The sequence below is a fragment of the uncultured Gemella sp. genome (assembly GCF_963515875.1).
Classification (GTDB): domain Bacteria; phylum Bacillota; class Bacilli; order Staphylococcales; family Gemellaceae; genus Gemella.
Genome location: NZ_CAUPZX010000017.1, coordinates 13761 through 34735 on the forward strand (window position 1 = coordinate 13761; position 20975 = coordinate 34735).

Sequence of the window (20975 nt, forward strand, 5' to 3'; positions counted from 1 at the left end):
CCCCCTATCTGTAAATTTCCAATAAATTTTTTTCAGTATTTTTCCTCATTTTATTAGCATTTTAAGTTTATATATATCCTTCTAACTTTATACTATTAATGTTTAATTTTATTTTAACAAAAATATATTTATAAAGCAAAATAAATGTATATTTTATAAAAGTAACATTTTTATGCGAACTGTATTGCTAACGTTACCAAAAAGTGGTATAATAAAACTATAAAAAGAGGGGGAACCCCCTATAAAGTAGCTAGGCTACTTTATGAAAGGAGTGCTTTAAAATGTTAAGATATCAAGTACGAGGAGAAAATTTAGAAATTACTCAAGCAATTAGAGAGTATGTTGAAAATAAAGTTTCTAAATTAGAAAAATACTTTGCTGACAGTTTAGAAGCAAACGTTTATGCTAATGCTAAAGTATACAAAAATAATAAGAAAAAAATAGAAATCACTGTTCCACTTAAAGGAGTAACCCTTCGTGCAGAAGAAACTAACGAAGACTTATACGCTGCTGTTGATTTAGTTGTGGATAAACTTGAACGTCAAATGAGAAAACACAAAACAAAAATCAATAGAAAAGGTCGCGAAAAAGGATTTGTTGAAGAAAATATTCTTACTAACGAGCTAGAAGAAACTGAAGAAACTGCTTTAGACTTCGGTAAAGTTAAACAACTTAAAGTAGAAGTTATGACAAGAGAAGAAGCTGTTTTCCAAATGGAACTTCTAGGGCACGATTTCTTCGCATTCTTAGACCATAACACAAATGAGATTTCTGTAGTTTACAAACGCCGTGATACTGGATACGGAGTTTTAGAAATTTCTAAATAATTAATATTGAGTTTAAACACAATCAACCATCTTCCGTAGGTGGTTGATTTTTCTTTGAAAATACAATAAAATTAAAATAAAGAGAAATGATAAGTAAACAAAATGATTTTACATTTCAATTCCTTTGAATATTTAAATTTATATATAATTATGTATTTCATGTTCTCTATCGTGGTGGCGACAAAATTGAATTCAATTTTATTAGGAGAAAATGAGACTTACGGCTCATTTTCTAGCTGTAGAATCCATTTTTCATGTGTAATCACATGAAAAATTAGTCGAAAGCGTCCTTCACCGCAATAAGAGAACATGAGAAATATTTTATTCTTTACACATTACACAAAATACACTAGGAGGATTTTTTATGACAAAAAAAGTTGCTTTATTCGTTGAAAATGGAAGCGAAGAATTGGAGCTTATCGCTCCTCTTGATATACTACGTCGTGCAAATATTCATGTTGATCTAATTTCTGCCAACAATGAAGATTATATAACAAGCTCTCACGGCGTGAAAATAATAGTAGATAAAAAAATTAGCGACATCGACAATATCTTAGACTACGATGCTATAGTAATCCCTGGTGGAATACCTGGAAGCACATTACTTCGTGACAACGATAAAATAATCACATTCTACCAAGATATGTATAACGCTGGAAAACTTGTTGCAGCTATCTGCGCCGCACCTATCGTTTTAAGCAAAGCAGGTATACTTGAAGATAAAGAAGTCACTTCATACCCAGGGTTTGATAAAGAAATCAACTGTAAATCATACAATAATGAAAAAGCAGTAATCATTGATAAAAACGTCATCACTGCCCAAGGCCCAGCCGTAGCTATTCTATTCGGTTATGAAATAGTTAATTATTTACTACAAGATGACACTGCTCAAAACATTAGTAACGCTATGTTAGTACCAATTTTAAAAAACAACTTATAAAACGTAAAACTTAAGACCCCAGATTAAAATATCCGAGGTCTTTTTTACGTTATATTATTTAGTTAATTCTTCTAATTCTTTCATCGCAGCTACAACAACTTCAGGTGTACAAACATCAACCGCAAGTTTAAATGTTTCTTTCTCACTAGCTGCAAACTCCGCAATTTTTTGCATTTTCTCTTCTACATCTTCTGTTACATTAACACAAGCTAGGTTATAAGCTAAATCATTATCTTTATAGAATGGAACAAGTTTTTCAACTTCTTCTCTCTTACCTTCAGCAAGTAATTGCACTAAGATACCATAAGATACTTTTGTACCATGTAGCACAGAGTGCGTTTCTTTAACTAAACTCATACCGTTGTGTACTGCGTGAGCTCCTGCCATACGTCCATAGTGAACACCGAAGCATCCAACACATCCTGAGATAGCAAATACTGTATCTACAGCATTTTTAAAACTTTCTGTTACTTCACCTTTTTCCATAGCTTCTAACGCGCCATTAGCATCACGTAAAAGTACATCACGAGTGATTTTAGCTGCTTCTAATCCCATTCTTACAAAAGGATCATTAAATTTATTATTTCTTTCAACTAAAACTACTGCTTCATACCATTTCGCTAGAGTATCCCCAATTCCAGCTACAAAGTACTCTTTTGGAGATTCTAATAATAAATCTAAGTCTGCTACACAAGCATATGCTGTACGTTTAAAATACGCAACCTCTCTAAATGTATGATCTGGATGATAAACTGCCGCTACCGGTGCATAAGGTGCACAAGTTGCGATTACTGTCGGTACCGTCATATACTCAACATTTAAGTTTTGCGCTACACCTTTTGCAGTGTCGATAACACGACCTCCACCTACTCCAAGAACTACGTCAACACCTTCACCGTATTCATCAGCAATACGCTGCATATCTTCAAAAGATGCCGATCCATCATATTTCGCTACCCTAAACTCTCTATTTCCTTTATAAAACTTTGTAAATGCTGCGTAAGATTTTTCTCCAGTAACAATCAAAGGAGTTTTAAACCCTTCTAATCTATTATCAAGTGCAGATAACGCCCCACTTCCTGAAATATATTCACTTACCCCTGGTCTTGCTACATTTGCTAATTCAAACATTTTACATCTCTCCTTTGTTGTTAAAATTTATAATTTCTTTAATATGTAATTATGATTATAACATTTCCGAAAACTAAAATCAATAGTAAGTTAAAAATAAATCATTTTCTGACAATTAAAAAGAAGTTTCAAACCTTTTTATAGGAAGATTTCATCTATACTTAAAAAAATTAAGATAATAACCGAAGCATTATCATATCATGATCAACAACCCCTCTATTACCTTAATTTTTATATTATTATCTAGGGAAAAATATAGTCCCCTCTTTTTTAGTCTGTCCTTTTGTTATCGATTCTACTATATTACTAGCCTTCTCTAACGCCACTATTTCTCCATTAAGCTTCTCAATCAGAATTTTTCTTCCCTTATACGGGCTATATACACTCGCTTCTACATTCTCAACTCTTAAATAATAACGTTCTTCAAAACCATCTTTTATCAACATATTTCTAATCTGAGCTAGATTTTCCTCACTATAATCCACATACTCAAACAGTTTTCTATTTTGTAATCTTTTAGCAAGATCTGCAGCAACACTATCCCCTTTTTCTTGTATTAACGTACAGAAATATAACAAAGCATTTTCATCTAATTTAAAATACTCTTCTTCTGTCACTTCTGACTTTTCTAAGAAAGGTACCAATACCCTCATATCATCAAAGTAAGATTTATTTTCGACAAAAATATCCTTTAATCTATTAAATAATTGAATAAATACCGCCTCATAACTTCTAGCTACAGGATGATAATAAACTTGCCAGTACATCTGATATCTAGCCATAATATAATCCTCTACGCTATGGATACCAGTATGTTTTACAACAATTACTTTTCTACCTTCATCAGTTTTCCTAACACGCATAGTTCGTAATATTCTTTCAAGATCAAATTGACCATAACTTGTTGCAGTAAAATAAGAATCTCGCAATAAATAGTCCATCCTATCTGCATCAAGCTGCCCCGACACAATCTGATTCAATATATCGTTACTGTGAGTATGCTGAATTATCGAAACGACATCTTCAGGTAAGGCTTTTGAAACGGACTTTAAGATAGAATTTAATTCTGTGTTTCCTAGTATAATTTTTGCTGTATATTCCTCATGACTATGCCTAGTAACATGTTCAAATGCATGAGAAAATGGACCATGCCCTACATCATGTAGTAAGCCAGCTAGCATTACACATACTTTTTCATATTCAGTTAACTCTGCGCTCAAAGTTTTAATTTCAGTCACCATTCTTCTAACTATCTCATACACACCAAGCGAATGAGAAAATCTCGAATGTTCTGCCGTTGGATATACCTGAAAATCTCCACCAAGTTGTCTTATCCTACGTAATCTTTGAAATTCTCTACTATCAAGGCAATCCCAGATAACTTTATAATGAATATGTATATAACTATGCACTGGATCTTTTAGTACCTTTGTCTCATCTAATCTTCTTAATTCCATCACTTTTCCCCCTGTAATAATAATTTTCTTTACTATATTTCACTTTTATTATATCAGAGCATAAAAAAAAGACAAGCCTTAGCTCATCTTTTTTAATCATTATTTTTATTTTTCGTCTACTACATATGGTAAAAGCGCCATGTGTCTAGCTCTTTTAATTGCTGTAGTTAACATTCTTTGGTACTTAGCTGAAGTACCTGTTACACGACGTGGTAAAATTTTTCCACGTTCTGAGATGAATTTTTTAAGTAATTCTACATCTTTGTAGTCGATAAATTCTACGTTATTTTTAGTGAAATAACATACTTTTTTACGACGACGCATGTTGTTACGACGATTGTTAGTTACTGCCATTGTGCATGTCCTCCTATGTAATTTTAGTCTTCTTTAAACGGATTTACTACATCCTGCATGAAGTCATCATCTAAGTTACTCGGGAAGTTTTCCCCAAAATCAGAGAATGATGAACTGTCATTAATAAAATCTTGCATAGCTGAATTAGCTTGTCCAAAGTTTTGATTAGTATTGTTATAATAATTTTGATTATTGTTATTATACGCTGGTTGTGATTGAGGTTGATTAAAACTCATTGAGTCAAAACCATTGTTTTGTCTACTATGTGAGCTATTTTTAGATTCAAGGAATTGAACACTTTCTGCTACTACTTCAGTAACATAAACTGTGTTTCCATCTTTACCTTGATAATTTCTAGTCTGTATTCTACCTTCAACAGAAATCAGACTTCCACGTCCTAAGAAACGTGCTATATTTTCTGCTTGCTTTCTAAAAGTTACACAGTTAATAAAGTCCGCTTGTCTTTGACCATTTTGGTCAGTGAATGTTCTGTTTACAGCTACTGAGAAATAAAGCATTGGAATATTCGAATTAGAATATCTCAATTCTGGATCTTTAGTTAATCTTCCTACTAATACTACACGATTTACCATAGTATTTCACCCCTTATTTTTCTAATCTTACTACCATGTGACGAATAATGTCATCGCTAATTTTTGCTAAACGATCGAATTCTTTTGTAGACGCATCTGTTTCTGAAGTTAATTCTACTACATAGTAGTAAGCATCACTGAAGTCTTCGATTTCATAAGCTAGGCGTTTTTTACCTAAATCTTTAACTTCTACTGCTTCTGCACCTTCTGAAAGAATATTTACGAATCTATCAACCACAGCTTTTTTAGCTTCTTCTTCGATACGTGGTTGAACAGCAAACATTACTTCATATTTTCTCATGTGTGTTACCTCCTTTTGGTCTTTGCGACTCTCTAGCTTTCTAAAGAGTAAGGAGTAATAAAATTACTCTAGCGATTATTATATCAACTATAGAAATAAAAAGCAACTAATAACTATAATATTTTTTAATTTTTTTAATGTTACTGGAACTTACTTTAGAAATTTACCATTTTTTTAATATTAAACTTATCCATCTTACCTAAAAACTAAAATTAACATTTTAATATTTCTAACAATTAAAAATGTTTCTCTTGTTCAAGTTAGACTTTTGATATTACACTATTTTTCATGTTCACAAATATTAGTCCAACTACTTAGTAAACATACTTTACTTTTTCTTCTATTATATAATAGAATTTACTTTCAATTCCATTGATAACCTTTATCAATTATAGAATCTTTATTTTTACTATAATATTTCACTCTTTACCAACACTTATGACCTTATATTCTGTTATATAATAGATAAAATAAATATTATATAATAAACTGAAAAGCTTACTTTTATAAAGTATTTTATTTGTAGAACAGATTTTTTAACATGAAGAAACTTTCTTCACGAATAAATATTTGTACATTCAAATCGAATAAAAAAATATATATTTTATATAGAAAGCAGTTATAACACAGATATTTACTCGTTTAATTTTTAGTGGTAAAATATTATTGTAATCAAATAAAAGGTGTTTATAACAACAGAGACTGGCTTTTTAAATCTTATAGATTTTAAGTAACACATACTCTCTTTCAGTTATAAATTCCCTAGTCAAAGGAGTTAAATATTATGGCAAAAGAAAAATTACAAACTGTAGACCCAGTTGAGGAAGTAAATACACTAGTATCTAAAGCGCTAGTTGCTTTAGATGAATTCAAAAAAATTGAGGATCAAGAAAAAATAGACGCAATAGTTCAGGCTGCTGCTGTAGCTGCACTTGAAGCACATGGTCCTTTAGCTGTAGCTGCAGTTGAAGAAACTGGTCGTGGAGTTGTTGAAGATAAAGCTATTAAAAACTTATATGCATGTGAGTATATCGTAAACTATATGCGTGGCCTTAAAACTGTCGGAGTAATCGATAAAGACGATGTAGATGGACTTACAGCTATAGCTGAACCTGTTGGTGTTGTTTGCGGTGTTGTTCCAACAACTAATCCAACTTCAACAACAATTTTCAAATCATTAATCTGTTTAAAAACACGTAACCCAATCGTATTCAGTTTCCACCCATCTGCTAATGAGTGTTCTAAACAAGCTGCACGTATCGTTCGTGATGCTGCAGTTAAAGCAGGGGCTCCTGAAAACTGTATTCAATTTATCGAAAAACCTTCAATGGAAGGAACTCACGCACTTATGAACCACGAGGGAGTAGCTACTATCCTTGCTACTGGTGGTAACGCAATGGTTCGCGCAGCATACTCTTGCGGAAAACCTGCTCTAGGTGTTGGTGCTGGTAACGTACCTGCTTATGTTCACAAAGACGCTAAACTTAAACAAGCAGTTAACGACATCGTATTAAGTAAAGCATTCGACAATGGTATGATTTGCGCAAGTGAACAAGCAGCAATCGTTGATAAAGAATTATACGATGAATTCGTTAAAATCATGAAATCACATCGAGTACACTTCGTATCTAAAGAAGAAAAAACTAAATTAGAAAACTTACTATTTGGTGTTGAAGCAAATTCTGAAAACTGCGCTGGTGCTAAACTAAACTCTGTTATCGTAGGTAAACCTGCTACAGAAATCGCTAGATTAGCAGGATTTGAAGTACCAAAAGGAACTGTAATCCTAGCTGCTGAATGTAGCGAAGTTGGAGTTAAAGAACCACTTACTCGTGAAAAATTATCTCCAGTTTTAGCTGTATTAAAATCTACTAGCACTGAAGATGGTATCGAAAAAGCTAGACAAATGGTTGAGTTTAACGGTTTAGGACATACTGCAGCAATCCACACTCAAGATGAAGAAGTTGCTGAAGTATTCGGTAAAGTTGTTCGTGCATGCCGTGTAGTTTGGAACTCTCCTTCTACATTCGGAGGAATCGGGGATGTTTACAACGCATTTATCCCATCTCTAACTCTTGGATGTGGTAGCTATGGTCGCAACTCAGTATCAGGTAACGTTAGCGCAATCAATTTACTTAACATCAAATTAATCGGACGTAGAAACAACAATATGCAATGGTTCAAATTACCTCCAAAAGTTTATTTTGAACCAAATGCAATTAAGTACCTTAGTGAAATGGAGGGTTTAGAAAGAGTAATGATCGTAACTGATGAATCTATGGTTAAACTTGGATTTGCAGGACGTATCATCGATCAACTAAATCGTCGTAAAAATAAAGTTCAATATGAAGTGTTCGCTGGAGTAGAACCAAACCCAGACATCACAACTGTAAAACGTGGATTAGAAATCATGAATACTTTCAAACCTAACGCTATCGTAGCTCTAGGTGGTGGTTCTCCAATGGACGCAGCTAAAATCATGTGGTTATTCTACGAAAGACCAGACGCTGACTTCACTGAACTAGTTCAAAAATTCGCAGATATTAGAAAACGTACTGTTAAATATCCTCACTTAGGACAAAAAGCTACATTCATCGCTGTACCAACTACATCAGGTACTGGTAGTGAAGTTACACCATTCGCAGTAATCTCTGATAAAGAAAATGATAAAAAATATCCGTTAGCAGACTACGCTATCACTCCACACGTAGCAATCGTTGACCCAGTATTAGTTCAAACAGTACCAGCTAGACCAACTGCTGCAACAGGTATGGACGTATTGACACACGCAACCGAAGCATATACTTCTATCCTTGCTAACGACTATACTGATGGTTTAGCACTTCGAGCAATCAAACTTGTATTCGAAAACTTAGAAAAATCTGTTAAAGAATTCGACAAAGACGCTAGAGAAAAAATGCACAATGCTTCTTGCTTAGCAGGTATGGCTTTCGCTAACGCATTCTTAGGAATTTCTCACTCAATGGCTCACAAAATCGGTGGTAAATTCCACACTATTCACGGTGAAACAAACGCAACATTATTACCATATGTAATCAAATACAACGGTACTCGTCCAGGTAAAGTGGTCCTATGGCCTAAATACGAACACTATCAAGCTGATGAAAGATTCCAAGATATCGCTCGTATGCTAGGGCTAAAAGCTGATACTCCTGAACAAGCAGTTGATTCTTATGCTCAAGCAGTATTCGAACTTGGTAAACGTGTAGGAACCCCAATGTGCTTCAGAGATCACGGTGTAGATTACGAAGCATTCAAAGCAGCTCTACCTACTCTAGCAATGGATGCATATGAAGATCAATGTACTCCAGCTAACCCAAGATTAGCTCTAATCAAAGATATGGAAGGTATCATGGAAGCAGCTTGGTTCGGATTCGACGAGAAAAAATTCGTAGAAAATCAATAAGCTATTCATTCAAATAACTAAACATTAGACTCATACTTCCTTTCATCCTAGAAGTAATGAATAGAGACAGCCCCTTAGAAAAAATCTAAGGGGATTGTTTTATTCTTATATTCTGTCTCTAGTAAAATATTCGTACATATCTTCACGAATTGGAGTCTGTATTTTATAGAAGAATTGAATTACTGTATCTCCGCTTCTTTCTCTAGCTACTAATTTAGGCTTTCCTGTCGTCTTCATCTCACCTAGGAAATAAAAAATTCGTGCTCCATCTTTATCATCTTTATTTTTTCTCATAAATAGATAGATTTTCGTTTCATTATTATAGAAATAATCGCACTCTTTTGATTCTAAATTCCTTCTAGGCTTCGACATCGAAGTAAAACCATTATCCGGTAAAAATCCATGTGTGTAATCACGGTTAAATGAATTTTCATCAATGTCGTAATTAATAAACACTGGTAAAGTCTTTGTTCTTTCATCGTACTTATAACCACCTATAGCTAGTGGTACGTAGTTAATTCCCCATGAGAATAATTTGCAAATATCCTCAAAACTATATTTTTCATACAATACAAAATTAGTATCTTTGTATAAATTATCTTTGTAATATTTATTATATCTATATATTCCATAGTCTACCAAATCTAGTAATAATTCCCTAAAAATCTCTGATTGCAACTGTTCTTCGAATTCTTTAGACATTCTTATCTCAGCAACATTCTCATCTAAAAATATACAATCATGAAACTTCTTCTTAGTGACACTGCTAGTTACGAAGTTGTTAGTAAGTATCTTTCTACTAACATCCAGCTCATAATCTGCAATAAATTTATTATAATCTTTCAACATAATTTCTTCAAAATCTGTAAGAATATCATACTTCTTCTCATCCAATAATAAACGTAAAATTATAAGTTCTTCTACCTTTTTACTCAAGATTAAATTAGTAGAAACAAAATTCAACATATTCTCTGCGGTCTTTGTCAGTTTTCCACTATATTTAAACTGTTTTTCCTTCTTAGTTAAAAATGAATAATAACTTCCAGCTACTTCAAAAATCTTTCTAACATCTATGGAATCATAGTTTTCAAAGTCTGAATAAGTAGGTATTCTTCCTAGTTTATTTTTAAGCTTATTATACTCATCAGTAACAAATAGCCACGTGTTTAACTTCACATTGTCTATCGCGCTATAAATTCTTTGTTTAGAGATTTCATCAAAATGAATAGTCGACATCCCAGGAATATACCTAGTCCCCTGAGATAAAAACTTCCTAACAGTATCTTTATCATAACTATTGTCTCCAGATAGAGCCACAGGGATTAAAAAGTTATTTTTATAATTGGCTATAAAATCTATTATTACAACAAAATCTTTATTCGCAGATTTTCGTAAACCACGACCCAACTGCTGAATAAAAATAATAGAACTTTGAGTTGGTCTTAACATAATTACCTGATTAACCTCTGGTATATCTACCCCTTCATTGAAAATATCTACGGTAAATATATAGTCTAACATATCACCATTATTCGCAACTAACTTAGCAATCTCCTGTTCACGGCGCTCCTGACTATCTTCACCCGTTAAGCTAGTAGTATTATAACCACGTGCGTTAAACTCTTCACTCAGTACCTTAGCTTCTTGTTTTGACGAACAGAAAACAAGACCCTTTACCCTATCTCCTGAATAGCCATAATAATTGATTTTACTTATAATATGCTCAACGCGTTCATTAGACACTAGATTTGAAAAATCGCTCAGCTCGTCAATAACCTTACCATCAACTTCTAGATCACTAATACCAAAGTAATGAAACGGACATAATAGTGAATTCTCCATCGCTTCTTTTAAGCGAACTTCATAAACAATATTATTGTTAAATAATTCATAAATATTAAAACTATCGGTTCTATCAGGGCTTGCCGTCATCCCTAGATAAAATATCGGTTTGAAATAATCCATCAATCTAAGATAACTGTCAGCTCCTGCTCTATGTACCTCATCTATTAAGATTTCATCAAAATGAGTATCATTAAAATTCTTAAAAACATCTTCTTTAGACATAGTTTGAACTGTAGAAAAAATAAAATCCGCTTCTATATTTTTCTCTTTACCTGTAAGTAAACCATAGCTACGACTAGTTCCAAAAATAGTCTTAAATGTCTCCAGCGCCTGACGAGCAATTTGTTCTCTATGGACTATAAACAACAATCTCTTAGCACCTATACTCTTCATCGCAAAAGCAGCCGCAAATGTCTTACCAGTTCCTGTCGCAGAAATAAGAAGACCCTTGTTATCTTGATTACGAAGTTTTTCGAAATTTTCTATAAAACTCCTTTGCATCTTATTCGGTTTAATTTCCTCGGAAATAATTTTCTTAGTAACAGTCTCAATCTGATTGCTAGCGAATTCTTCACGGTACTTATCTTTTATTTCAGAGTAAGACTTAGATTTCTCCCATAAACTATTAAACTCATCTAAGATATTATCAGTTAGAATCCTATCTCCTTCAATAAAGGTATTCCATTCTTTATTTATCGTCAGTGCTGCACTCGTTAAGTTAGAACTTCCCACCAGCACTTTCCATGAATCACCATATCTAAATAAATAACCTTTAGTGTGGAAGCCGTGTTTATTTTCTACACAATCATAAATCTTTAGAGAGATATTTTTAAAATTAGACAATTTCTCTAACACTTTAGGAGTATTAAAATATAAATAATTCGTTGTTAAAATCTTTCCACAGATATTTTTTTCTTCCAAATTCTTCAAAGTCTGAAGTAAACTAGTCAAACCACTCTCTGAAATAAACGCCACGCTGAAAATAAATTCATCGCACATTTCTAATTCACTCTCAAGCGTACTAAGAACTTTCTTCGCTTCTAAATGATTATTATAAACAAATGTATTCTTCATTTTAACCTCCTTCTGTTAGATTACCCATTAATTATTTCATATGTTATTAATGCTTCTTTCATAACTTTTACATTATGAACACGCACCATTCTAGCTCCTCGTTTCACCGCTTCTAATGATAAAGTAGCACTTACTATATCTCTATCTTTCGGATTACTATTACCACCTAACACATAATTCGTCGTTCTCTTTCTACTTACTGCATATAAAATTTCACAACCTAGCGAATTAAGTAACTCTAATTTTCGTGTGATTTCCAAGTTAGCTTCTGCAGTTTTACCGAACCCCATTCCAGGATCAACGATAATATTTTCTTTCTTCACACCTGCATTTAGACAAATATCAACACTCTCACCTAATTCACGTACAACTTGCTCAATCTCTTGACCTTCTTCTACACCACCATTGTGCATAATAAAGATTGGAATATCATGTTTAGAAGCTACTTCTGCCATAGTACTTCCTTTAGCACCATTCACATCATTTAGTACATCTACTCCTGCTTCAACCATGTATTCAGCAACATTAGGCTTATACGTATCAACGCTAAAGCACACATCAGGAAATGTTTTTCTTAATGTTGGAAATACGCTTTGTAATCTAGCAAGTTCGTCCTCCTCGCTAACTACAGTAGAACCTGGACCAGTCGATTCAGCACCGATATCAATAATATCCGCACCTTCAGCTACCATCTTACGAACACCTTCTATCGCAGCTTCAACATCATAAAAATCTCCACCATCCGAAAAAGAATCCGGAGTAAAGTTCAATATTCCCATAATTAAATATTTTTTTTCATTTAGTAATTGTTTTAATTTATTCATTCTATCACCTTATCGTTTTATTTTGCATACCTTACTATTATATCATGTGAGTACGGGGTTTGCAGTAAAAAAAGAAGCAACCCTAAAATTATGATTTTAGAATTACTTCTCTATTTTATTAATTGAGTACTGCTCCTAACTTTCTATTCACTCTGTTTCTTCAACGAACGAATAACTGGTTCTTTTCTAAATGCATAATATAGCTGAACAGCCATTACACACCATAGAATAGGTTCTACGAGTATTACACCTAGGTATCCTGTACTTGGTATTATAAATATCACAAAGAATATTTTCCCAAGCATTTCTATAATACTCGAAACAAGTGGCATCATCTTTTGCCCTAAACCTTGCAAGGCATTTCTTAGTATTACTAATACACTTAATATCGGATAAAATGCTGAACTAATTTTTAGATATAATGAAGCTTGATAAATTAATTCTTCATCATTGCTTCCTGTGACAAGTTCATTTAGATATGGACTAGCAAAAAATAATACAATACTAATAAAAATTGACCAAGTAATCGCAATAGTCATCGCTTGTCGAAGACCTTTAACAATACGTCTATATTGTCTCGCACCAAAATTCTGCGATGTAAAGGTTGTTACAGTCGCGTTCATAGCTATTATTGGAAGAAGTGCAAATATCATTATTCTTCTAGCACTTGTCTGAGCACTGATAATCGTTGAACCTAAGGCATTAATCGAAGTTTGCAAAATTAAAGTTCCAATCGAAACAACAGAAAACATAAGCCCCATAGAAATACCTTGTCCCAATAAATCAGCATAAAGTTTTTTATTCCATGTAAAATGTTTTTTAGATGGGATTAAAAACGGAGTTTTTTTACGAATATAAATAAAACACAATACAGCAGACACTCCTTGTGAAATAATTGTTGCTACCCCAGCCGAGCGCACACCCATATGTAAGTATGCAATAAAATATATATCTAATACAGTATTAACAATTGCTGAAAAAATTAAAAAATATAATGCAGCCTTACTATCTCCTACTGCTCGAAGTAGTCCAGCACATAAATTATACAAAAGAGCAACACCTACAAATACTACTATAAGATAAATATACTCATAAGACTGAGCAATAATATTACTTGGTGTCCCAAGTAATTTCAATAATGGATATAAAGCAAAATTACCTAATACGGCAATCACAATACTCAATACCCCTCCTATTACAAATGTGGCAGCTACAGCACTCTTTAACTTTTCATAGTTTCCTGCACCATAATAACGGGCAATAACTATACCCATACCATTTCCTGTACCTAATGCAAAACCAACTACAAGCTCAAATATCGCAGCAGTAGCTCCAACAGCAGCAAGGGATTCTTCTCCAAGGAATCTACCAACAATCATAATATCCACCGTATTATAGAGTTGCTGAAAAATATTTGCTATCATAACCGGTATCGCAAAAGCAATCATCGCCCGTAATATCGGACCTTCTAATAAATTTACTGATGTTTTTTTCATAAATAATATTATATCACTTTGAATTAAAGATTCAAGGAATAACTTGAAAACTATTCTGAAAATGGAGAAAGGTTCGTCGAAAGACGAGCCATATATTTCACTGATTTAGAACTAAGAATTCTCTCGTCCTTTCGTCCTAAAAATTCTAGTTTCTGTAGCATGTGTTATTCGTACATTCTATCTGCATCCTGTAGATTTGATAGAATTACGACTAACCAATAAAAAAAATATCTATTATCTAAATAGCTTAAACTCAAAATCAAAAATTATCCAGAAATGGAGAAAGGGACTGATAAAATAATCAGTCCCATGTATTATGAAAAAAAATATTATTAAGTTTTGGTATATTTATATTATATCCCACTTACCTTACGTGAACTTTAGACTATAATTAAAATGAAACTAAAGTTGAAAAGTTTTGAAAATAATAATTATCTAGTTCTTTTCATAATATACTTCAAATTTGGACATTCTATCACTTTATCAATTTTAAAACCTAATTTCTCATACAGTTTCTTAGCGATTATATTAGAATCAAATACTGTTAGAGTTATACTATCAATATTTTCATCCTCAAAAATATACTGAACAAATGATCCTAATGCATTCTTTCCAAGACCTTGCCCTACTTTTTGTTGATTTAAAATAAATCTTCCTAAATGCACATTATTTACCTCGATTTTTATAATCTGTATTATTCCAAGAAATTCTTCTTCATGAAAAATAGAAAATATATTCTCTAAATTCTGTATCTTATTTAAATTTAAAGGATAAGAAACCTTTAATCCCATCCATTGCTTTTGAAATTCTTCACCTTTCTCATTCGACCATTCACAGATCACTAGAGAATTGTTTTTGCTTATACCTTTTTCAAATCTAATATCCATATCTACACCTTCGCAAATATCATCTATACTAAATATTTACACACTATTCCATTCTTTATAGAATTGTTCTAGCTTAATTTCTAAAAATTTAGATTTTTCTTTTACTAATCTCTTAGCAGTATGAACATTCACAAAATTTTTAAAATAGTAATAGTAATTCTAATTCATTCTATCTGAATAAATTAGACATATCAAATAGATATACCTTTTATTTAACCTTAACTAATAAGGCTTTCTCTTCTTCAAGTATCTCTCCTTAATCAATAAGGCTCTTGATACACCCTAATAATATTATAAAAATTATTACTTGTCAAATCTCCAAAAAAATGGAGAAAGGGACTGATAAAATAATCAGTCCCATATATTATGAAAAAAATATTATTAAGTTTTGGTATGTTTATATTATATAACCCAAACCTTATGTAAACTTAAAACTATAATTAAAATGAAACTAAAGTTATTATTTTTCATAGATAATTTCAGATCTACTAATCAATATAACCGGGGTTGCCTCAAAAGTCCTAAAATTTAACAAAGTTCATATGAAAACTCATAGACGTAGTGGTTTATTGATATCTAAATTCACTTTATAAAAACTTCTAGATATCTAATAAACTGTGTAAGGGGAACTCGACAAAATATTGTTTCTTTAGAAATCACGATTTTTAGCTTTAACTTAAATCCCTTCACCAAAATTATATCCTTTACAATTCATCTTTATCATTATAAAATTAAGTGTATATTATTAGAAATGTTGGTGTTTATTTATGAATTTGAATTGTAAAATAAAATTTGAGAAATATTTAAAAGAAAATAATTTAGAAGATAAAAATAACATACTAGACCTTTTCAATCAGTTAAGTTTAGAGCAACTTGCTGAAAAACTTCTGAATTTAGATGAAGATGAAATTGTGAACTATGCAATTGAATGTACTTGCGAAGAACTTCTTATTACTTCATCGTATAAAATAGAACGTACTGGAATGAAACTTGGTCTTCACAGAATGGAACATATTCTTGAACTTTTTGACCATCCTGAAAAAGATCTTAAAGTAATTCATGTTGCTGGTACTAATGGTAAAGGTTCTACTTGTTCTTATTTAAAAGATGTCTTAAAAACCAAGTATAGAGTTGGATTATACACAAGTCCTGGTATGCTGAGTTTTAACGATAGAATTCGTGTTAATGATGATTTTATTTCGTATAAAGAAGCTTATCGTTTATTCAAACTAGTTCAAAAAACTTACGACAAAAACAATCCAGATCCTAGTGATAAACTGTCATTCTTCGAAATCATCACAGGTGTAGCTCTATTGTACTTTAGAGAGCAAAAAACAGATTTCGTAATTATGGAAGTTGGTCTTGGTGGAAGATATGACGGAACAAATATTTTTAAAGAAAAAGTATTATCTATAATTGCAAAAATCGGTCTAGATCACACTGCGATTCTTGGCGATACTCTTGAAAAAATCGCCTATGAAAAAGGTGGAATTATCCAAGAAAATGATAATGTCTTAATATATCCTGCTGGCGAAGGTGTTGTAAATGTGATAAAAGACATCTGTCAGGAAAAAAATGCTAACTTAAGCATACTAAACGAAGAAGATATTGTTGTAAAGAAAGTCGAAGCTAGAGGTAACGAATTTTCATATAAAGGTATAGATTATTCTACTAAAATGGTCGGTGCACACCAAACTTTTAACGCATCTTTAGCTTTAGAAGCATTAGCTAATCTGAAAAGACGTGGTATTATCGATATAGAAGATGACATTACAAAAGAAGCTCTAAGCAAATCAGTTTGGGTAGGTCGTTTAGAATGGATTCGTGAAAATATTCTTCTAGACGGTGCACACAACAATGATGGTATTGATAGTTTAGTGGCATACCTAGATAAACAAAAATTCCCTAAACTAAAGATTCTACTTGGTATTCTAGAAGACAAAGATTATAAAGATATGATTGAAAAATTAAAAACTATCCCTACAGAATTTTCAGCGACAAAAGTTCCAATCGAGATTAAAGAATCAAATCTTGATAACCTAGTTCAAAGTTTCGGTAATACTCATGTTACTAAATACGATAATTACGAGGTTGCTTTAAATAATATTATTCCAAATCTGAAAGATAATGAAATTCTTCTAATTACAGGTTCACTTTATCTAATCTCAGCGGTAAGAGGTGAAATATTAGAGAAATACTAAATACATAAAAAGAACCAGCAGCTCAGCTGGTTCTTTGTTTCACTATTCATAGTTTTCTACAAAATGTTTTATCGCCGCTGCAAAATCTTCTACTACATGTGTAGCTTGATTTTTTACTTCTTGTGGCGCACGATTCATACAGTATGAAATATCCGCTACTTTAAACATATCCACGTCATTTCCTGAATCTCCTAAAGCTATTACCCTATCATATCCTGACTTAATAGTTTCTATACCGCTTGCTTTAGAAATATTTTTTGCTGTGATTTCCATACGTGTTGAACCTGATTTATAAATCTCTACTTCTGGAAATTTTTCTTTCATTATATCGTAATGATAATCTAATTGTTCTTTTGTTGGTCTTACATTTATTTTGTAGATTGTTTTTCCTTTTAGTATTTCAAAAGGATTTTCAACACAAATTAATTCCATATTCCACAATCTATCTTTTTTCTCATGATCAAAATTACCGATACGTTGTTTTCCATCTAAAGCATCAAATACTAATTTGCTCTCCTTTAGATATTCAAATATTCCAGTTAAATCTTTAGTAGGAATATATTTTTCAAAAAGAACTTCATCTTGCCTTGTTACGACCGCTCCGTTAAACCCTATCATGTGTGTAACATCCATATCATTGCCTTCTGCAATATATTTGATTTCTTCAACAGAACGCCCAGTCGCAACTGAGAAATCCCCGTATTTTTTCGCATCATGATACGCTTTTAAATCTTCTTGCTCTACGAACACTGAATTTTTAACATATGTCCCGTCTAAGTCTGTAACAAACAAATTCTTCATGAAATTATTCCTCCATACCAAGCATTTCTTGGATTTCCATTTTTAATACATTGGCATGAGAACCGTAGATTGATTGCATTTGCATATCACTTTCCGCAAATCCCATAGCTCCAAGTTTTGTTGTAATACGTTCTTGATCAACTACACTTTTATCTTTTACATTGATTCTTAAACGAGTGATACAAGCATCTACCGCTTCGATGTTATCTGGGCCACCATGTGCTTTAATTAACTCTGTAGCTTGTTTTCTAATTCCTTCTGGTGTTTTTTGTACTGTTTCCATTACTTCATCATCACCAGATGCTGACATATCAGTTGCTTTTGCTTCTTCTTTTCCAATTGTAGCAATTTCTACACCAAGTTTAGCACGAGCTTCGTTTTTATTAGATAATTTAACATCATCTCCGTCTTCACGACCAGGAGTTTTTAGATCAAATTTAACAATCATAAATCTGAATACGATGTAATAGATAAAGAAGTAAACTACACCAACGATTGGTACTAGCCACCAAGCTGTTTTAGGTCCTTGAAGTACTCCGTAGATTACCCAGTTAATAAATCCATGTCCAGTTGGAGTAGCAACCCCTGCTCCTAACATGTGCATTACAAATAATGCTGAACCTGCTAAGAATGCGTGTACTACATAAAGGATTGGTGCTACGAATAAGAATGTGAATTCGATTGGTTCTGTGATACCTGTTAAGAATGAAGTACCTGCAGCTGCGAATAATAATGAACCTACAACTTTACGTTTTTTCTCATCAGCTGTTTTGTACATTGCATAAGCTGCACCAGAAAGACCGAACATGAAGTAAACAAATTTACCACCATTGAATCTTGTAATACTTGGATCTACGTGTTGTACGTTTGGATCAGCTAATGAAGCTAAGTAAGCGTTGATTGTACCAACTACACGGTGTCCACCAATTTCCCAAGCTCCACCTAATTCAGTTGTACGAACTGGCCAGTTTAGACCGTGGTGAAGACCGAATGGTAATAATGCTCTCTCTACTAAACCATATAGGAACGTACCAATAGGTCCAGATTTAAGAATGAATACTGATAATACACTGATACCTTTTTGTACTGGAGGCCATACGAAGAATAATCCAGTAGCTACTGCTGACATGATTACGATAGTTGCAATCGGTACGAAACGTGGTCCACTGAAGAATCCAATAACTGTTGGTAATTGAACTTTAACAGCCCACTTATGAACGAAGTATACTACGATACCAACGATGATACCTCCGAATACACTAAGGTCCATTGTTTGAATACCAAGTACTTTTGTCTGCATGGCATTTGATAATGCTAATTTTGCTTCATTACTTGATAATTTACTAGTATCTACTAATTTATGACTTTGTACTAATAAGAAGTTAAGTACGTAGTGTAATACGATAAATCCTAATAAACCAGAAAGTGCAGCAGAACCTTTTTCACGTTTTGCTAACCCTACAGCTACCCCAACCGCGAAAATAATTGGTAAGTTGTTGAATGCTGTGTCTCCTAATACAATTAGGAATTTCATAATAAATTGAATAATGTCATTTTTTAAAACTGGGAACATTTTTAGAGTGTTTGAATTACTGAAGGCTGTCCCGATCCCTTTGATAATACCTGCACCAGGTAGTACAGATACTGGTAATAAGAACGAACGTCCGAATTGCTCGAAAGCAGAGACGAATTTATTTTTTTTCTTTGCCATTACCTTTTCTCCTTTTATAATTTTATATATCCATATTATAACAGATTTGAAAACGATTTTTCCTATTTTGTCTAAAAGTTCCTTCATTTGTAATTTATTACTATTTTAGTAAAATTTTACTAGACTATGTAAACCATTGATAAAATAGCTTTTATTTTCTAGAATTTTATGTTATGATACATAATACTGAGTAAAGAAAAGGAAATTCATTAATAAATTTTACTCTCGGAGGCAAATTATGTTTTTTGACAATCTAAAAGACAATTATGATAAACTATCTATCTCTGAACAACAAGCCATCGATTATCTTATGAAACAGGAAAATATTGAACATACCACTTTAAAAGAAATTAAGCAGGCTGTTCTCGTTTCTTCTTCTACCGTAATTCGCGCTTGCAAAAAACTAGGTTACAAAACTTTTATCGATCTAAAATACGATCTGAAAATAAGTAAAGAATTGGCTAAAAATAGTAATCACTCTACTTCATCTACTTTTATCACTCTGAAAGAACAGCTAAGTGTTGAATTTTCTAGAACAATGTCAATTCTTAACCAAGATGACTTTGATATTTTTGCCGAGAAAATAATCAACGCACGACGTATCTTTTGTCTAGGTAGTGGTTCTAGTTATATGGTTATGAGTGATTTTAATAGGAAACTTAAACTTATCAACTTATGGGCAAACGATTATTTTGAGCACTATTCTATTAAAAGAATTCCTGAAATCTGTACAAAAGATGATGTGATTTTAGTGTTTTCTCTTAGTGGTAATACCGCTGTTATTAATGATTGCATTTTAGAAGCAAAGCAAAACGGTACTACAATTCTGTCTATTACAAGTCTTGCAAACAGCCCTCTAGCTAAAATGAGTGACCATTTAATAAAAGTCTATGATGCTCCGAAAAATAGGAAGAAAATTCGCTCTCGTCTTATGCTAAATGTAGTCGGTATTATATTATTTGAAACTATCGTTAATACAATAAGCCCTGGTCTATATGTAATTGATTAATAACTAAGGGAGTGACTCAAAAATTGTAATTTTGAGTCACTCCCTCAGGCTGTTGACAAATGCAAAAAATGCATGAATCAACAGCCTATTTTTAATG

At 32.5% G+C, this 20975-nt stretch carries 16 protein-coding genes; 5 read left to right on the forward strand and 11 right to left on the reverse strand.

All coding sequences use genetic code 11. From position 1 onward, the window contains the following. Positions 1-281 precede the first annotated feature (281 nt). Together hpf and RWL85_RS04430 are read left to right on the forward strand one after the other, a co-directional pair. Complete coding sequence (gene hpf, locus RWL85_RS04425) at positions 282-827, forward strand: ribosome hibernation-promoting factor, HPF/YfiA family (RefSeq protein ID WP_314085398.1); 546 nt, start codon at positions 282-284, stop codon at positions 825-827. Positions 828-1191: 364 nt separating this feature from the next. After that, positions 1192-1767: a DJ-1 family glyoxalase III gene (locus RWL85_RS04430; RefSeq protein WP_314085400.1), complete on the forward strand. Its 576-nt coding sequence runs from the start codon at positions 1192-1194 to the stop codon at positions 1765-1767. Between the two features lie 54 nt (positions 1768-1821). On the opposite strand, the gene RWL85_RS04435 is transcribed toward RWL85_RS04430, so the two are convergent. From RWL85_RS04435 to rpsF, 5 genes are all read right to left on the reverse strand, one after another. Beyond that, positions 1822-2898: an iron-containing alcohol dehydrogenase family protein gene (locus RWL85_RS04435; protein ID WP_314085402.1), complete on the reverse strand. Its 1077-nt coding sequence runs from the start codon at positions 2896-2898 to the stop codon at positions 1822-1824. 239 nt (positions 2899-3137) lie between these two features. Further along, positions 3138-4355 carry an HD domain-containing protein gene (locus RWL85_RS04440; protein ID WP_314085404.1) on the reverse strand — a complete coding sequence of 406 codons (1218 nt, stop codon included), beginning with the start codon at positions 4353-4355 and terminating at the stop codon, positions 3138-3140. 105 nt (positions 4356-4460) lie between these two features. Continuing rightward, positions 4461-4709 carry a 30S ribosomal protein S18 gene (rpsR, locus tag RWL85_RS04445; RefSeq protein WP_003144201.1) on the reverse strand — a complete coding sequence of 83 codons (249 nt, stop codon included), beginning with the start codon at positions 4707-4709 and terminating at the stop codon, positions 4461-4463. Between the two features lie 23 nt (positions 4710-4732). Then, positions 4733-5302: a single-stranded DNA-binding protein gene (locus tag RWL85_RS04450; RefSeq protein ID WP_314085405.1), complete on the reverse strand. Its 570-nt coding sequence runs from the start codon at positions 5300-5302 to the stop codon at positions 4733-4735. Between the two features lie 13 nt (positions 5303-5315). Further along, positions 5316-5603, reverse strand: a complete 288-nt coding sequence (gene rpsF / locus RWL85_RS04455; RefSeq protein WP_314085406.1) for a 30S ribosomal protein S6 — start codon at positions 5601-5603, stop codon at positions 5316-5318. Positions 5604-6387: 784 nt separating this feature from the next. Here rpsF and adhE point away from each other — a divergent pair. Beyond that, entirely contained in the window at positions 6388-9030 is a 2643-nt protein-coding gene (gene adhE, locus RWL85_RS04460) for a bifunctional acetaldehyde-CoA/alcohol dehydrogenase (RefSeq protein ID WP_314085408.1), read from the forward strand. A 105-nt stretch (positions 9031-9135) separates the two neighbouring features. Here adhE and RWL85_RS04465 read toward each other — a convergent pair whose 3' ends face one another. From RWL85_RS04465 to RWL85_RS04480, 4 genes are all read right to left on the reverse strand, one after another. Continuing rightward, a complete protein-coding gene (locus tag RWL85_RS04465; protein WP_314085410.1) occupies positions 9136-11949 on the reverse strand; it encodes a DEAD/DEAH box helicase in 2814 nt (937 codons plus the stop codon). Between the two features lie 20 nt (positions 11950-11969). Further along, on the reverse strand, positions 11970-12773 hold the full coding sequence (gene folP / locus RWL85_RS04470) for a dihydropteroate synthase (RefSeq protein WP_314085412.1): 804 nt from the start codon (positions 12771-12773) through the stop codon (positions 11970-11972). A gap of 143 nt (positions 12774-12916) precedes the next feature. Beyond that, positions 12917-14365 (reverse strand): MATE family efflux transporter, encoded by a 1449-nt coding sequence (locus tag RWL85_RS04475; RefSeq protein ID WP_314085424.1) that lies wholly within the window; start codon positions 14363-14365, stop codon positions 12917-12919. 335 nt (positions 14366-14700) lie between these two features. Beyond that, positions 14701-15156: a GNAT family protein gene (locus RWL85_RS04480; RefSeq protein ID WP_314085414.1), complete on the reverse strand. Its 456-nt coding sequence runs from the start codon at positions 15154-15156 to the stop codon at positions 14701-14703. A 767-nt stretch (positions 15157-15923) separates the two neighbouring features. Here RWL85_RS04480 and RWL85_RS04485 point away from each other — a divergent pair. Beyond that, positions 15924-17357 (forward strand): folylpolyglutamate synthase/dihydrofolate synthase family protein, encoded by a 1434-nt coding sequence (locus RWL85_RS04485; RefSeq protein WP_314085416.1) that lies wholly within the window; start codon positions 15924-15926, stop codon positions 17355-17357. Between the two features lie 42 nt (positions 17358-17399). Here the strand turns inward: RWL85_RS04485 and RWL85_RS04490 are convergent, their stop codons facing one another. After that, entirely contained in the window at positions 17400-18158 is a 759-nt protein-coding gene (locus tag RWL85_RS04490; protein ID WP_314085418.1) for a Cof-type HAD-IIB family hydrolase, read from the reverse strand. A gap of 4 nt (positions 18159-18162) precedes the next feature. Then, positions 18163-19869 (reverse strand): PTS transporter subunit EIIC, encoded by a 1707-nt coding sequence (locus RWL85_RS04495; RefSeq protein WP_314085420.1) that lies wholly within the window; start codon positions 19867-19869, stop codon positions 18163-18165. A 238-nt stretch (positions 19870-20107) separates the two neighbouring features. Here RWL85_RS04495 and RWL85_RS04500 point away from each other — a divergent pair, with 238 nt between their 5' ends. After that, positions 20108-20878: a MurR/RpiR family transcriptional regulator gene (locus RWL85_RS04500; RefSeq protein WP_314085422.1), complete on the forward strand. Its 771-nt coding sequence runs from the start codon at positions 20108-20110 to the stop codon at positions 20876-20878. Positions 20879-20975: the final 97 nt, after the last annotated feature.

Excerpts from the sequence above, each read along its gene's own strand:
- hpf (WP_314085398.1), top strand. The coding sequence starts at position 282 with ATGTTAAGATATCAAGTACGAGGAGAAAATTTAGAAATTACTCAAGCA.
- RWL85_RS04430 (WP_314085400.1), top strand. The coding sequence starts at position 1,192 with ATGACAAAAAAAGTTGCTTTATTCGTTGAAAATGGAAGCGAAGAATTG.
- RWL85_RS04435 (WP_314085402.1), bottom strand. The coding sequence starts at position 2,898 with ATGTTTGAATTAGCAAATGTAGCAAGACCAGGGGTAAGTGAATATATT.
- RWL85_RS04440 (WP_314085404.1), bottom strand. The coding sequence starts at position 4,355 with ATGGAATTAAGAAGATTAGATGAGACAAAGGTACTAAAAGATCCAGTG.
- rpsR (WP_003144201.1), bottom strand. The coding sequence starts at position 4,709 with ATGGCAGTAACTAACAATCGTCGTAACAACATGCGTCGTCGTAAAAAA.
- RWL85_RS04450 (WP_314085405.1), bottom strand. The coding sequence starts at position 5,302 with ATGGTAAATCGTGTAGTATTAGTAGGAAGATTAACTAAAGATCCAGAA.
- rpsF (WP_314085406.1), bottom strand. The coding sequence starts at position 5,603 with ATGAGAAAATATGAAGTAATGTTTGCTGTTCAACCACGTATCGAAGAA.
- adhE (WP_314085408.1), top strand. The coding sequence starts at position 6,388 with ATGGCAAAAGAAAAATTACAAACTGTAGACCCAGTTGAGGAAGTAAAT.
- RWL85_RS04465 (WP_314085410.1), bottom strand. The coding sequence starts at position 11,949 with ATGAAGAATACATTTGTTTATAATAATCATTTAGAAGCGAAGAAAGTT.
- folP (WP_314085412.1), bottom strand. The coding sequence starts at position 12,773 with ATGAATAAATTAAAACAATTACTAAATGAAAAAAAATATTTAATTATG.
- RWL85_RS04480 (WP_314085414.1), bottom strand. The coding sequence starts at position 15,156 with ATGGATATTAGATTTGAAAAAGGTATAAGCAAAAACAATTCTCTAGTG.
- RWL85_RS04485 (WP_314085416.1), top strand. The coding sequence starts at position 15,924 with ATGAATTTGAATTGTAAAATAAAATTTGAGAAATATTTAAAAGAAAAT.
- RWL85_RS04490 (WP_314085418.1), bottom strand. The coding sequence starts at position 18,158 with ATGAAGAATTTGTTTGTTACAGACTTAGACGGGACATATGTTAAAAAT.
- RWL85_RS04495 (WP_314085420.1), bottom strand. The coding sequence starts at position 19,869 with ATGGCAAAGAAAAAAAATAAATTCGTCTCTGCTTTCGAGCAATTCGGA.
- RWL85_RS04500 (WP_314085422.1), top strand. The coding sequence starts at position 20,108 with ATGTTTTTTGACAATCTAAAAGACAATTATGATAAACTATCTATCTCT.